The organism is Flavobacterium sp. WC2416, assembly GCF_041200095.1.
GTDB lineage: Bacteria > Bacteroidota > Bacteroidia > Flavobacteriales > Flavobacteriaceae > Flavobacterium.
In genome coordinates this window covers 3,318,899-3,335,000 of the sequence record NZ_CP165626.1, presented here as the reverse complement: position 1 = coordinate 3,335,000, position 16,102 = coordinate 3,318,899, and the positions used below count along the sequence as shown (strand labels likewise).

The window sequence follows — 16,102 nt, the reverse complement described above, 5'->3', positions numbered from 1 at the left end:
GTTTCAAAAAAGCTTGTGAGGTTTAAAAGTAATATCTACTTTTGCACCCGCTTGGAGAAATACGTTAAGTGTTGCTACGAGTGAAAAACAAGATAAGACACGTTCCTAGACATATTGAATTGACAGCCGTTTTAAGAGAGATCTTAAGACAAAAGAATAAAGAGTAATAGAATCGAGAGATTTGAAAAAACCACTAGACCTTCAGTCAAAAATAAATAGAGAATCATTTATGGTTCTTGCATAATATACGATGAAGAGTTTGATCCTGGCTCAGGATGAACGCTAGCGGCAGGCTTAACACATGCAAGTCGAGGGGTATAGTTCTTCGGAATTAGAGACCGGCGCACGGGTGCGTAACGCGTATGCAATCTACCTTTCACAGAGGGATAGCCCAGAGAAATTTGGATTAATACCTCATAGTATAATTGAGTGGCATCATTTAATTATTAAAGATTTATCGGTGAAAGATGAGCATGCGTCCCATTAGCTAGTTGGTATGGTAACGGCATACCAAGGCTACGATGGGTAGGGGTCCTGAGAGGGAGATCCCCCACACTGGTACTGAGACACGGACCAGACTCCTACGGGAGGCAGCAGTGAGGAATATTGGACAATGGGCGCAAGCCTGATCCAGCCATGCCGCGTGCAGGATGACGGTCCTATGGATTGTAAACTGCTTTTATACGAGAAGAAACAACTCTACGTGTAGAGTCTTGACGGTATCGTAAGAATAAGGATCGGCTAACTCCGTGCCAGCAGCCGCGGTAATACGGAGGATCCAAGCGTTATCCGGAATCATTGGGTTTAAAGGGTCCGTAGGCGGTTTAGTAAGTCAGTGGTGAAAGCCCATCGCTCAACGGTGGAACGGCCATTGATACTGCTAGACTTGAATTATTAGGAAGTAACTAGAATATGTAGTGTAGCGGTGAAATGCTTAGAGATTACATGGAATACCAATTGCGAAGGCAGGTTACTACTAATATATTGACGCTGATGGACGAAAGCGTGGGTAGCGAACAGGATTAGATACCCTGGTAGTCCACGCCGTAAACGATGGATACTAGCTGTTGGGAGCAATCTCAGTGGCTAAGCGAAAGTGATAAGTATCCCACCTGGGGAGTACGAACGCAAGTTTGAAACTCAAAGGAATTGACGGGGGCCCGCACAAGCGGTGGAGCATGTGGTTTAATTCGATGATACGCGAGGAACCTTACCAAGGCTTAAATGTAGATTGACCGGTTTGGAAACAGACTTTTCGCAAGACAATTTACAAGGTGCTGCATGGTTGTCGTCAGCTCGTGCCGTGAGGTGTCAGGTTAAGTCCTATAACGAGCGCAACCCCTGTTGTTAGTTGCCAGCGAGTCATGTCGGGAACTCTAACGAGACTGCCAGTGCAAACTGTGAGGAAGGTGGGGATGACGTCAAATCATCACGGCCCTTACGCCTTGGGCTACACACGTGCTACAATGGCCGGTACAGAGAGCAGCCACTGGGCGACCAGGAGCGAATCTACAAAACCGGTCACAGTTCGGATCGGAGTCTGCAACTCGACTCCGTGAAGCTGGAATCGCTAGTAATCGGATATCAGCCATGATCCGGTGAATACGTTCCCGGGCCTTGTACACACCGCCCGTCAAGCCATGGAAGCTGGGGGTGCCTGAAGTCGGTGACCGCAAGGAGCTGCCTAGGGTAAAACTGGTAACTAGGGCTAAGTCGTAACAAGGTAGCCGTACCGGAAGGTGCGGCTGGAACACCTCCTTTCTAGAGCCTTAGTGTTAGTTGATTAATCAACACGGTAGGGAAAGAGACGAAAAGAGAAAGTGGAAACAAAGATTGAGAATTTATTACTCTTGCTGTTAGTTCAAATAATACCATTTAAGAATAAGAGTGTCTCGTAGCTCAGCTGGTTAGAGTACTACACTGATAATGTAGGGGTCGACAGTTCGAGTCTGTCCGAGACAACTATTTATACTTAAATAAAAAGAAGAAATCTGGAGTTGAGAAATCATGAATCATAGATTCATAATTGATAATTCACAATTCATAAATAGATTGGGGGATTAGCTCAGCTGGCTAGAGCGCCTGCCTTGCACGCAGGAGGTCAACGGTTCGACTCCGTTATTCTCCACAAATCAAAAGTTGATACGTTGATTTGTTAAATCGGTTAAACGATTAAACGAAAAAACGATTAAACTAGCGATAAAAGTTCATTGACATATTGAGATAAGAAAAATATAAAAAGTAGAAAGCGTTTTTTACTATTTATAGTAGAAAACAAACAAAAACGGTCTTAATTAAATTTAAGATTGGTACAATAAGCAAAATAAGGGCGTATGGGGGATGCCTTGGCTCTCAGAGGCGATGAAAGGCGTGATAAGCTGCGAAAAGCTACGGGGACGGGCACACACCGATTGATCCGTAGATACCTGAATGGGGCAACCCACTAGATTGAAGATCTAGTACACCGATAGGTGGGCAAACCCGCTGAACTGAAACATCTAAGTAGGCGGAGGAGAAGAAAACAAAAGTGATTCCGTAAGTAGTGGCGAGCGAACGCGGATTAGCCCAAACCAATGTTGTTACGGCAATGTTGGGGTTGTAGGACCACGATATTCAATGTAAAACGAACTAGAATCTACTGGAAAGTAGAACCAAAGAGGGTGATAGTCCTGTATAGGTAAGTGATATAATTGATAGTGGTATCCTGAGTAGGGCGGGACACGAGAAATCCTGTCTGAATTTGGCGGGACCATCCGCTAAGGCTAAATACTCCTGAGAGACCGATAGTGAACCAGTACCGTGAGGGAAAGGTGAAAAGAACCGTGAATAACGGAGTGAAATAGATCCTGAAACCATACGCTTACAAGCGGTCGGAGCCCCTTCGTGGGGTGACGGCGTGCCTTTTGCATAATGAGCCTACGAGTTAACGTTGCTGGCAAGGATAAGTGGTTAAGCCACGGATCCGTAGCGAAAGCGAGTCTGAATAGGGCGCTTTAGTCAGTAGTGTTAGACGCGAAACCGTGTGATCTACCCATGGACAGGTTGAAGCTGTGGTAACACATAGTGGAGGACCGAACCCGTTGACGTTGAAAAGTCTTGGGATGATCTGTGGGTAGGGGTGAAAGGCCAATCAAACTCGGAAATAGCTCGTACTCCCCGAAATGCATTTAGGTGCAGCGTTAGTTATAAAGTTATATAGAGGTAGAGCTACTGATTGGATGCGGGGGCTTCACCGCCTACCAATTCCTGACAAACTCCGAATGCTATATAATGTTCACTAACAGTGAGGGCTTGGGTGCTAAGGTCCAAGTCCGAGAGGGAAAGAACCCAGACCATCAGCTAAGGTCCCCAAATATATACTAAGTTGAAAGAACGAGGTTTGTCTGCATAGACAGCTAGGATGTTGGCTTGGAAGCAGCCATTCATTTAAAGAGTGCGTAACAGCTCACTAGTCGAGCGGACGAGCATGGATAATAATCGGGCATAAGTATATTACCGAAGCTATGGATTTACAATTTATTGTAAGTGGTAGGGGAGCATTCTCACAGGGTAGAAGGTGTATCGTAAGGTATGCTGGACCGGTGAGAAAAGAAAATGTAGGCATAAGTAACGATAATGCGGGCGAGAAACCCGCACACCGAAAGACTAAGGTTTCCACAGCTATGCTAATCAGCTGTGGGTTAGTCGGGACCTAAGGCGAACCCGAAAGGGACAGTCGATGGACAACGGGTTAATATTCCCGTACTACTGTTAACTGTGATGGGGTGACGGAGTGATGAAAGTGCCGCGAACTGACGGAATAGTTCGTTGAAGTACCTACCTATAAGACCCGCAGGCAAATCCACGGGTTTTGGGGAAATACGATAGTACTCGGCGTCTTCGGACAAAGAGATAGTGCACCTAAGGGCTTCCAAGAAAAACCTCTAAACTTCAGGTTAATAGTACCCGTACCGCAAACCGACACAGGTAGTCGAGATGAGAATTCTAAGGTGCTCGAGAGATTCATGGCTAAGGAATTAGGCAAAATAGACCCGTAACTTCGGGAGAAGGGTCGCCAGCAGCAATGCTGGCCGCAGTGAAGAGGTCCAGGCGACTGTTTATCAAAAACACAGGGCTCTGCAAAATCGTAAGATGAAGTATAGGGCCTGACACCTGCCCGGTGCTGGAAGGTTAAGTGGAGATGTTATGGGTAACCAGAAGCATTGAAATGAAGCCCCAGTAAACGGCGGCCGTAACTATAACGGTCCTAAGGTAGCGAAATTCCTTGTCGGGTAAGTTCCGACCTGCACGAATGGTGTAACGATCTGGACACTGTCTCAGCCATGAGCTCGGTGAAATTGTAGTAACGGTGAAGATGCCGTTTACCCGCAGTGGGACGAAAAGACCCTGTGCACCTTTACTATAGCTTAGTATTGACCTTGGATAAATGATGTGTAGGATAGGTTGGAGACTGTGAAGTGGCGTCGCTAGGCGTTGTGGAGTCATTGTTGAAATACAACCCTTTGTTTATCTGAGGCCTAACCCCGTTTTGCGGGGGACATTGCTTGGTGGGTAGTTTGACTGGGGTGGTCGCCTCCAAAAGAGTAACGGAGGCTTCTAAAGGTTCCCTCAGTACGCTTGGTAACCGTGCGTAGAGTGCAATGGCATAAGGGAGCTTGACTGAGAGACATACAGGTCGATCAGGTACGAAAGTAGAGCATAGTGATCCGGTGGTTCCGCATGGAAGGGCCATCGCTCAAAGGATAAAAGGTACGCCGGGGATAACAGGCTGATCTCCCCCAAGAGCTCATATCGACGGGGGGGTTTGGCACCTCGATGTCGGCTCGTCACATCCTGGGGCTGGAGAAGGTCCCAAGGGTTGGGCTGTTCGCCCATTAAAGTGGCACGCGAGCTGGGTTCAGAACGTCGTGAGACAGTTCGGTCTCTATCTACTGTGGGCGCAAGAAATTTGAGTGGATCTGATTCTAGTACGAGAGGACCGAATTGGACAAACCTCTAGTGTATCTGTTGTCACGCCAGTGGCATGGCAGAGTAGCTACGTTTGGAAGGGATAAGCGCTGAAAGCATATAAGCGCGAAACCCACCACAAGATGAGATTTCTTTTAAGGATCGTGGGAGATGACCACGTTGATAGGCTATAGATGTAAAGGCAGTAATGTCATAGTCGAGTAGTACTAATAATCCGTAAGCTTATGTACACCTTTCCAGCCTCGCAAGAGGCTGGGGAAACTTTCTAATTCCTAGATTCGTTCAGGAACTAATATTTTTTTCTTTATCTCAGTATGTTAAGATATTGTTCAATAGATTTTTATCATAAGATAAACAATCATTGAAAAATTGCCCAAAGCAATTATAACTTCTTAAGGTGGTTATTGCGGCGGGGCTCACCTCTTCCCATCCCGAACAGAGTAGTTAAGCCCGCCTGCGCAGATGGTACTGCAGTTATGTGGGAGAGTATGTCGTCGCCTTTCTTTAAAAACCCTATTCATTTATTTGGATAGGGTTTTTTTGTGCGCAAAAAAATCGATTTTTCTTCAAGGAATGGGTATTAGAGAAGAAATGGCAATCCTAATGATTTAATCGAAGGGGTTTTTATTCCGTTTTTAAAGTAACTGCATATTTTATTTATTTTTTAATTCTTACTTGCATCGCATAATCATAAGTATCAAGGGAATTGAATGATATTTTTTCGGTTTCAACAAAAGATAAATAGTTCCGTATTTTTTCTTCCGTAAAACGCTGAGACCAGAAACCTTCTTTTGTAGCGGTAAAACTATCTTTAGCATCTGTGATTATTGTCATTCCCATTTTTTTATAGGAATGTTCTTGTTTAAGTCTAGTTTTATCATTGTCAATGTAGCATGCACCTATTACTATTTCCCCTCCAGAGCGCAACAACTTGTATAAATTTGAAAATATAATTTCGAATTTTTCATTTTTTGTTAGATCCAGCCGCCTCTCTAAGGGGTTATACCTTTCAAAAGAAAAATTGCTAGGGTAAAAATTGCCAGCTGTGAACCATGTGATAATAATTAAATCATATTTTTTCTTCCATTTATCTAAGTTGATGGCGTCTTCAAGATAGATCGCTACTTTATCATCAATTTTTAATTCTTTTGCTGTCTGTCTTGACAGTATTACACAGGCTTCGGCATTATCTGTGCCGTCATATGAACCCACCATTTTCCACATTTCAGGAATTCCACTAAGATGCTTTGCTATTCTGCCATTTCCAATTCCGATATCAAGAATAGACAAAGGTGTTTTCTTTCTTTGATACAATTCTGTAATGACCTTTTTAAGTTCTACAAATTCTGCCCATTGTGCTTGAATTAATTCTTCTGACAAGTAATTTTTATCCCAAGATTTCTGAAAAATTTCTTTGTTATCATACATTTCCATTATTTGTGTTTTTAGAAGATAATTCACAATTTAAATTTAAACCATTTTGGATAGTGTGTAGAAATAATTGGATTGTTTTATAATTAAATATAATCATAAAAGTTATTATTATATTAATTCTTTCTCTTATTTGTTTCATATTTTCGGTTTCTGAAATCTATAATGTATTTTTGTTGTTATAAAATTTTATTATGAAGAAAATATTTTTGTTTTTGGCTGTTATTATCATGTCAAATTTACAAGCACAGGAGAGACCTAAATTGGTAGTAGGTATTGTTGTTGATCAAATGAAAATGGAATATTTATATCGTTTTTCGAATGATTTTTCAAATGATGGTTTCAAAAGATTAATGGGAAATGGATATACTTTTCAAAATATGCATTATAATTATATGCCCACTTATACTGCTCCTGGGCATGCCTCAATTTATACAGGTACAACTCCGGCAATTCATGGTATTGTAAGTAATGAGTGGTTTAGTAGAAAATTGGGTAAAGAGATGTATTGCACAGATGATGCAAGTGTGAACACTGTAGGGGATGGAACTAAAGAAGAAGGTGAGATGTCTCCTAAAAATCTTTTAACGACTACAATTACTGATGAGTTGAGAATGGGTACTAATTTTAAAGGTAAGGTAATCGGTTTGAGTCTTAAAGATCGTGGTGCTATATTACCTGCTGGTCATTTTGCAAATTGGGCTTTTTGGTACAGTAAAACAGGTTCTTTTATTTCTAGTTCTTTTTATGGTGAAAAATTACCTGATTGGGTTCAAAAATTCAATGATGAAAAGCATTATATGTCATATATCAATAAAGGATGGGATTTATTGAAACCAAAAGCTACTTATGATGAAAGTTTAGAGGATAATAATCCTTATGAAGGGAAGTTATATAATAGTGTGGCTCCCGTTTTTCCTTATAATTTAAAGGATATGTATGCTAAAAATGATGCTGGTGTATTGCGATCTACTCCCTTTGGAAATAATTTATTGGCAGAATTTGCAATGAAAGCTATTGAAAAAGAGGAATTAGGGAAAGATAATATTACTGATTTCCTTACAGTTAGTTTTTCTTCAACAGATTATGTAGGTCATTTATTAGGGCCAAGATCAATGGAACTACAAGATACTTATTTGCGATTAGATCAAACAATTGCTGAGTTTTTGAATTATTTAGATAAAACAGTTGGAAAAGATAATTACTTATTGTTTTTGACTGCTGATCATGCAGGTGCTGAAAATGTAAACTATCTTAAAGATCATAAATACAATGTAAGCAGTATAAGTCCTAAAGATATTAGAAATAATTTAAAGGATTTTTCTGTGAAAACTTTTGGAACGGACTTAGTTTTAAATTATTCAAATTTCAATTTATTTTTTAATGAAGAAATTATTAAAACTAAAAACCTTGATTTAAGTGTAGTAAAAGAGGCTTTTAAAGAATTTTTAATGACTCAGGATTATGTCAAAAGAGTGTATACTGAAGATGAAATTTTAAATTCAACAGGTAATGATTATTTCTTGAACTTTATCGCTAAGGGATATGATGTAACTCAAAATGGCGATTTAGTTATTTTAGATAAACCTGGTTATATCGAGTACCTTGGAACAGGAACTTCTCATGGAACTACTTATACTTATGATACTCACGTTCCCGCTATTTTTTACGGTTGGCATATTAAAAAGGGAGAATCATTTGATAAAAAAGTCATTACTCAAATTGCGCCCACAATCGCGCAGAAGATTAAGGTTTCTTTTCCGAATGGAACTGAAGCAAATGTTCTTGAGGAAGTTTTAAAGGACTAGGTTATGATAGAAACGAAAAAAGGTGTATTTGAAAATACACCTTTTTTTTGATTTTATTTTTAAACAGTAGCTTCTACTGGTAATGGAATTTGATTTTTTAATAAGTCTTCAAATGTTTCATGAGCACGTATTAAGTGACCTTGGCCATTCATCCATAATACTTCAGCTGGTTTGTATCGTGAATTATAATTGGATGCCATTGAATAACAATAAGCACCTGCATTTCTAAAACTTAATATGTCACCTTCTTTTATTTCAGGGATTCTTCTATTGCTTGCAAAAGTATCTGTTTCGCAAATATATCCTACAACGGAATAGAAACGTTCTTTTCCTTTTGGATTTGATATATTGTCAATATGATGTTGAGATCCGTATAACATTGGACGTATTAAATGGTTGAATCCACTATCAACTCCAGCAAATACGGTTGATGTTGTTTGTTTGATTACATTTACTTTTACTAAAAAAGACCCAGCTTCACTCACTAGAAATTTACCTGGTTCGAATATTAATGTCAATTCTTTTCCATACTCTGTACAGAAAGCATTGAATCTTTTAGTTAATTTCTTTCCTAATTCTTCAATATCTGTTTCGATATCGTCTTTTTTGTAAGGCACTTTGAATCCGCTTCCAAAATCTAAGAACTCTAAGTTTTTGAAGTTTTTTGCTGCATCAAATAAAATTTCGGCAGCGTATAAGAATACTTCAATATCTAAAATATCTGAACCAGTATGCATGTGAATACCAACAATGTTCATTTTAGTATTTTCAACAATACGAACTAAATGTGGTAATTGATGAACAGATATTCCGAATTTGCTATCAATATGACCTACTGAAATATTAGCATTTCCACCTGCCATTACGTGAGGATTGATTCGGATACAAACAGGAACATTTGGGTGTTTAGCACCGAATTGCTCCAATATAGATAAGTTATCAATATTGATTTGAACTCCTAAAGCATGTACTTCTTCAATTTCCTCAAGAGATACACCGTTTGGAGTATAAAATATTTTTTCTGGATCATATCCTGCATGAAGTCCTAATTGTACTTCTTGAATTGATACGGTATCAAGTCCCGATCCCATTTCTTTTAATAGTTGTAAAATAGCAACATTAGATAATGCTTTCATTGCATAATTGATGCGTAACTTCTCAACTTTAGAAAATGCTTTTGTTAATCTGTTGTATTGTGATTTTATTTTATCGGCATCATAAACGTATAATGGACTGCCAAATTGTTCTGCTAGCTGAAGTAAGTCTTTTGATTGCATTGTTATATTATTTTTAGCAAATTTATTATTCTTTATTTGTTCTCACAAGCGATTTTACAAATTCTAACAAATTGTAACAAAAAGTTACAAAATAAACAATATTGCTATTTATTTGTGTTATTTTAATTTTTCGGGTGAGGGATGGTAGCGTATAGCCCACAGTCGCTGTAGTTTTTACGAAAGCGACGAGGACTTGAAGCGTACAGCCCGACCATACAGTAACGATAGTGGATGTATGGACACCTCCTAAAACTAAAAAATGACTGCCCAAAAATAGATTTGGCAGTCATTTTATATTGTTTATTTGAAATTACAAACTTGGTAAATCTCCAGTACCTTTAGTAGGTAAGTTGGTAGACCCCATCAAGTAGAAGTCCACTTCACGTGCCGCTTCGCGACCTTCTGATATTGCCCAAACAATTAACGATTGTCCGCGACGCATATCTCCAGCAGTGAAAATATTAGGTACATTAGTTTGATAGTTAGTTGCTTTGTAATTACTTCTCATATCTGTTTCTAGCCCTAATTGCTCGCTTAAAGTTTTTTCAGGACCAGTAAATCCTAAAGCAAGTAATGCTAAATCACAAGGCCAAGTTTTTTCGGATCCTTCTTTTTCAATTAATTCTGGTCTTTGTCCTGGAGTTATTTTCCAAGCCACTTCAACAGTTTTTAATCCAACTAATTCACCTTTATCATTTGCGATAAATTCTTTAGTGTTTATTAACCAGTTTCTATCACATCCTTCTTCATGTGAAGATGAAGTTTTAAGTTGCAAAGGCCAAAATGGCCAAGGTGTAGTCTCGCTTCTTCCTACTGGAGGTTTTGGCATGATTTCAAAATTAGTAACCGATTTTGCACCGTGTCTGTTTGAAGTTCCAACACAGTCAGAACCAGTATCTCCACCACCAATCACGATAACATCTTTACCAGTAGCTTTGATTTGGTCAGCGATTTCCTCACCGTAAAGTACTTTAGTTTGTTGCGTTAAAAAATCCATTGCTTGAACGACTCCTTTTGTTTCAATTCCTTTTGTAGGCAAGCTTCTTCTTTCAGTAGCACCACCACATAAAACAATTGAATCAAATTCATTTAATTGATCAACGCTATAATTTACGCCAACATTTACGTTAGTTTTAAAAGTGATTCCTTCAAGTTCTAGAATTTTCACACGTCTGTCGATAATTCCTTTTTCTAATTTAAAATTTGGAATTCCATAACGTAATAAACCACCTATTGCATTGTCTCTTTCGAAAACAGTTACTGTGTGTCCAGCACGATTTAATTGTTGTGCTGCTGCTAATCCGGCTGGCCCAGACCCAATTACGGCTACTGTTTTTCCAGTTCTTGTTGCAGGAGTTTGTGGTTTTATCCATCCTTCAGCGAAACCTCTTTCGATAATGTTTTTCTCAATATTTTCAATAGCAACTGGCTCTTCAATAATTCCTAATACACATGATTTTTCACATGGAGCAGGGCATAAGCGACCTGTGAATTCTGGAAAGTTATTGGTAGATTGTAAAATCTCCAAGGCACTTTGCCATTCTTCTTGGTGCACCATGTCGTTAAAATCTGGAATTAAATTTCCTAATGGACATGAACTATGGCAAAATGGGATTCCGCAATCCATACATCTTGAACCTTGCTCTTTTATCTTTTCTTTTGATAACGGAATAGTAAATTCATTATAATTTACTACACGTTCTTGTACTGCTATATTACTTTCGTCTGTTCTATCGTATTCTTTAAATCCGCCTATCTTTCCCATAACTATGCTGTTGCTATTAGTTCTTCAATTTTCTTTTCTTCTGCTAATCGTTGTAATGCTATTTTATAATCTCTAGGCATTACTTTGATAAAGTGTTTTTGTTGGTTGTCCCAGTCTTCCAAAATTCTTTTTGCTAATGGACTATTGGTATACATGGAATGGTTTTTAATTAAACGTTTCAGTTTGCTTAAATCCTCATCTTCTAATGTTTCTAAGGCAACCATTTCCATATTGCATAAGCCATTTTCAAATTGTTTTTGCTCGTCAAAAACATAGGCAACACCACCACTCATTCCAGCAGCAAAATTTCTTCCTGTTCTTCCTAGCACAGCAACTGTACCTCCAGTCATGTATTCACAACCATGATCTCCAATTCCTTCAACAACTGCTGTTGCTCCAGAATTTCTAACGCAGAAACGTTCCCCTGCCATACCATTGATGTATGCTTCACCAGTTATAGCACCATAAAGGGCTACGTTACCGATGATGATGTTTTCCTCCGGTTTAAATGTAGCTGTAGGGGGTACTTTGATAATTAATTTACCTCCAGAAAGTCCTTTTCCTAAGTAGTCATTGCAGTTTCCATGAATTTTAAATGATAATCCATTGGTTGCAAATGCACCAAAACTTTGACCTGCAGAACCGGTGAAATCTACTAATATTGTGTCTTCAGGTAAACCTTGTGCACCATAAATTTTTGAAATTTCATTACTTAAAATTGCTCCAACAGAACGGTCCGTATTTTTGATATCAAAAGTAACTCTTGTTTTTTCTTTTCTATAAATAGAAGGAATAGCCGCTTTTATGATTTCAAAATCAAGTACATTATCAAGTCCGTGATCTTGAGTTGTTGTATTGTGATTAGGTACTGTCTTCGCTTTTTCTGGTTTGTATAAAATAGTAGATAGATCTAATCCGTTTGCTTTATAATGCTTAATTGCTTTATTAACATTCAGTTTTTGTGATTGTCCTACCATTTCTTTCAAGGTTCTGAAACCTAATTGAGCCATGATTTCTCTTAACTCTTCAGCAATGAAATACATGAAGTTAATGATATGCTCAGGTGTTCCCTTGAAATTTTTTCTTAATTCAGGATCTTGAGTAGCAATACCTACTGGGCAGGTATTTAAATGACAAGCTCTCATCATGATACAACCTGATGCAACTAGTGGTGCTGTAGCAAAACCAAATTCTTCTGCTCCAAGCAATGCTGCAATAGCGACATCACGTCCTGTTTTCAATTGTCCATCACATTCTAATACGACACGACTTCTTAAGTCATTTAAGATTAAAGTTTGTTGCGCTTCGGCTAAACCAAGTTCCCAAGGAATACCAGTATGTTGTAATGAAGTTAATGGAGCGGCTCCAGTTCCTCCATCGTATCCAGAAATTAAAATGACATCAGCTTTTGCTTTAGCAACTCCGGCTGCGATTGTTCCAACACCAACTTCAGATACTAATTTTACGTTTACACGTGCATCACGATTTGCATTTTTTAAATCGAATATTAATTGAGATAAATCTTCAATAGAGTAAATATCGTGATGTGGAGGAGGAGAAATTAATCCAACATAAGGAGTTGAATTTCTAACTTTAGCAATCCAAGGCACTACTTTTTCACCAGGTAATTGACCACCTTCGCCAGGTTTAGCACCTTGAGCCATTTTAATTTGAATCTCTTTGGCACTTGTCAAATAATTGATAGATACTCCAAAACGACCAGAAGCAACTTGCTTAATAGCACTGTTTTTAGAATCTCCATTTAATTCTTTTTGGAAACGTTTTGGATCTTCTCCACCTTCTCCAGAATTACTTTTTCCACCAATTCTATTCATGGCAATTGCCAAGTTTTCATGGGCTTCCTGGCTAATAGATCCATAAGACATCGCTCCAGTTTTGAATTTTTTTACAATTTCAGTCCAAGGTTCTACTTCATCAATAGAAATTGGATCTAAATTATTAAATTCAAATAAACCTCTAATAGTCATTAAATTTGAGCTTTGCTCGTTGACCATTGTAGAATATTCTTTATAACTTTCTGGACTGTTTAAACGTACTGCTTGCTGTAATTTAGCAATTGTAGTTGGATTGAACATGTGTTTTTCACCTGTTCTTCTCCATCTATATATTCCACCAATTTCTAAAGGTAATAAACTTGCAATTTTAGAATTTGGGAATGCTTTTTGGTGTCTTTTTTTAACTTCTTTTTCAATTTCATTTAACCCAATCCCTTCAATTCTAGAAGGAGTGTATGGGAAATATTTTGTAGAAAAGGTTTTATTAAGACCTAATATTTCAAAAATTTGGGCAGCTCTATACGAATGTAAAGTAGAGATACCAATTTTATTCATGATTTTCAAAATACCTTTAGCAATCGCTTTGTTGTAGTTTGAAATTGCGTAATCCGCTTTTACATTAGTAATAAAGCCTTTGTCAACTTGGTCACGTATAATTTCATTTACTAAATATGGATTGATAGCGCTTGCTCCATAACCAAATAATAAGGCGAAATGATGTGGTTCACGTGGTTCGGCAGATTCAATGATAATTCCAAATTTTGAACGAACTTGTAATTTATTCAATGAATGATGAATATAAGAACATGCTAATAGCATAGGTATTGGTGCCATTTTTTCAGTAACACCTCTATCAGAAAGTATGATTATATTATGTCCTTCGCTAACTGCTTTATAAGTTGCCTGAACACATTTTTCTAATGCACGCTCTAAACCATTAACTCCTTTTTCTATTTTGTATAGAGTAGAAATAGAAGCAGATTTAAAATCGGCATGGTCAATATTTTTTATTTTATCTAAATCCTCTTTAGAGATAACTGGATTTTGGATTTTTAATTTTTTACATTGTTTAGCTTCAATATCAAAAATATTATAATCACCGCCAATAGCTAAACTAATATCTGTAATTATTTCTTCACGAATACCATCCAAAGGTGGATTAGTAACTTGAGCAAATAATTGTTTAAAATAGTTGTATAATAGTTGTGGTTGTTCTGATAATACAGCCAATGGAGTATCATTACCCATTGAGCTAATTGCCTCAGCTCCATTAGCACCCATTGGGGTTATAATGGTTTTTACATCTTCTATTGAGTATCCAAATAAACGTAATCTCGTTTCAAAGTCAATATTCTCTGTCGGAGTTTCATTATTAGTATAAGGAACTTTAGCTAATGGAAGAAGATTTTCATTCAACCATTGTCTATAGGGACGTTTAGTAACAACTGCATTTTTTATCTCATCATCTTCAATGATACGACCTTCATTCATGTCCACAAGGAACATTTTTCCTGGCTCCAAACGACCGTGTTGAACAACATCTTCAGGATTTATATCAAGAACTCCAATTTCTGAAGCCATAATTACAAAACCAGTTTTTGTTAATGTATATCGAGAAGGACGAAGTCCATTTCTATCCAATAATGCACCAATCACATTTCCATCTGTAAATGGAATAGAAGCAGGACCATCCCATGGTTCCATGATACAAGAGTTGTATTCATAGAATGCTTTCTTTTCATCCGACATGGTTTGGTGTTTTTCCCAAGCTTCAGGAACTACCATCATCATTGCTTCTGGAAGTGTACGTCCAGTCATCAATAACAATTCTACAACCATATCCATAGAAGCTGAATCTGATTTTCCTTCTAATATAATAGGGAACATTTTTTTAATATCTTCTCCAAAAACCTCACTTTTCATCAATTCTTCACGAGCACGCATTCTACTTACGTTTCCACGAAGTGTATTGATTTCACCATTATGACACATGTATCTAAACGGTTGTGCTAATTCCCAAGAAGGGAATGTATTGGTAGAAAATCGCTGGTGTACTAATGCTAAACGTGTTACTAAATCAGTATCCGTTAAGTCCGTGTAATATCTACTGATATCTTCGGGCATTAATAATCCTTTATATATTATTGTTGTCGTTGATAAACTAGAGAAGTAAAACATGTGACTTTCTGAAGTTTTTGATTTCAGAATTAAATGTTCTCCTATTTTTCTGGCAGCAAATAATTTAGCATTGAATTGTTGTTCGGTCAATTCTAAACCATTTTTACCTATAAATACTTGTTTAACTGTAGGTTCTTTTTCGGCTGCGATTTGTCCTAGATTTGTAACATCAACAGGAACATCTCTCCAACCTAAAATTTTTAAATTTTGATCTTGTACCGTTTTTTCAAAAGTATCCATGCAAAATTTAGCTTGGTTTTTCTTTTTTGGTAAAAAAACCATTCCTACTGCATACTCTCTTGTTGCTGGGATTTCAAAGTCACATACTTTTTTAAAAAAATCATGAGGAATATCAAAAAGAATTCCTGCTCCATCTCCAGTTCTTCCGTCAGCACTTACAGCACCACGATGCTCTAATTTAATTAGAATATCAAGTGCCTTATGAATGATATCGTTAGATTTTATTCCGTTTAAATTACAAATAAATCCCGCGCCACAGTTGTCGTGTTCAAATTCAGGCAAATAAAGGCCTTGTTCTTTAACTTTCATGCTTTATAATTTTTTTCTACAAAAATAAAGATTTCATTGAATATAATGTATCCAAAACAAGCAATGCGTCTTATTTTTATAGTAATAATAGAAAAACGTTTAATTAATAATAATAATGGTGTTTAAGTACCTGTGTATTGTTAATTCGTCAATAGCGTTTGTTTTGAATTGTATTAGATAGGCAATTATTGTAGTTCTTATCAAATTTACAAATTATATTTCAAACGTTATAGCAATACCTTTCGCTTGTTTTTTATTTTTAATTTATGCGCTAATTATGTTTGTTTCTCTTGTTGTATTTTTTTGTGTAACATTTTTGAAATTTTAAAT

At 37.4% G+C, this 16,102-nt stretch carries 5 protein-coding genes, 2 tRNA genes and 3 rRNA genes; 6 read left to right on the top strand and 4 right to left on the bottom strand.

Going from position 1 to position 16,102, the window contains the following annotated elements:
- Positions 1-247: 247 nt before the first annotated feature.
- The 5 genes from AB3G39_RS14005 (at position 248) to rrf (ending at position 5,471) form a co-directional block, all read left to right on the top strand.
- Positions 248-1,761: ribosomal RNA gene (locus AB3G39_RS14005) — 16S ribosomal RNA — on the top strand.
- A 127-nt stretch (positions 1,762-1,888) separates the two neighbouring features.
- Positions 1,889-1,962: transfer RNA gene (locus AB3G39_RS14000), tRNA-Ile, on the top strand.
- A gap of 92 nt (positions 1,963-2,054) precedes the next feature.
- Positions 2,055-2,128, top strand: a tRNA-Ala gene (locus AB3G39_RS13995).
- Between the two features lie 184 nt (positions 2,129-2,312).
- Positions 2,313-5,198: ribosomal RNA gene (locus tag AB3G39_RS13990) — 23S ribosomal RNA — on the top strand.
- Positions 5,199-5,361: 163 nt separating this feature from the next.
- Positions 5,362-5,471 (top strand): 5S ribosomal RNA (gene rrf / locus AB3G39_RS13985).
- The 16S, 23S and 5S rRNA genes sit together here with 2 tRNA genes alongside, the layout of an rRNA operon.
- Positions 5,472-5,625: 154 nt before the next feature.
- Here rrf and AB3G39_RS13980 read toward each other — a convergent pair.
- On the bottom strand, positions 5,626-6,402 hold the full coding sequence (locus AB3G39_RS13980) for a methyltransferase domain-containing protein (RefSeq protein ID WP_369769442.1): 777 nt from the start codon (positions 6,400-6,402) through the stop codon (positions 5,626-5,628).
- A gap of 191 nt (positions 6,403-6,593) precedes the next feature.
- On the opposite strand from AB3G39_RS13980, the gene pafA reads away from it, so the two are divergent.
- Complete coding sequence (gene pafA, locus AB3G39_RS13975) at positions 6,594-8,207, top strand: alkaline phosphatase PafA (RefSeq protein ID WP_367768216.1); 1,614 nt, start codon at positions 6,594-6,596, stop codon at positions 8,205-8,207.
- 59 nt (positions 8,208-8,266) lie between these two features.
- Here pafA and lysA read toward each other — a convergent pair whose 3' ends face one another.
- The 3 genes from lysA to gltB all read right to left on the bottom strand — a co-directional run bounded on the left by lysA (position 8,267) and on the right by gltB (position 15,772).
- Entirely contained in the window at positions 8,267-9,490 is a 1,224-nt protein-coding gene (gene lysA, locus AB3G39_RS13970) for a diaminopimelate decarboxylase (RefSeq protein ID WP_369754073.1), read from the bottom strand.
- A 304-nt stretch (positions 9,491-9,794) separates the two neighbouring features.
- A complete protein-coding gene (locus AB3G39_RS13965) occupies positions 9,795-11,249 on the bottom strand; it encodes a glutamate synthase subunit beta (protein WP_367768222.1) in 1,455 nt (484 codons plus the stop codon).
- Positions 11,250-11,251: 2 nt separating this feature from the next.
- Positions 11,252-15,772 (bottom strand): glutamate synthase large subunit, encoded by a 4,521-nt coding sequence (gltB, locus tag AB3G39_RS13960; RefSeq protein WP_369765501.1) that lies wholly within the window; start codon positions 15,770-15,772, stop codon positions 11,252-11,254.
- Between the last annotated feature and the right edge of the window lie 330 nt (positions 15,773-16,102).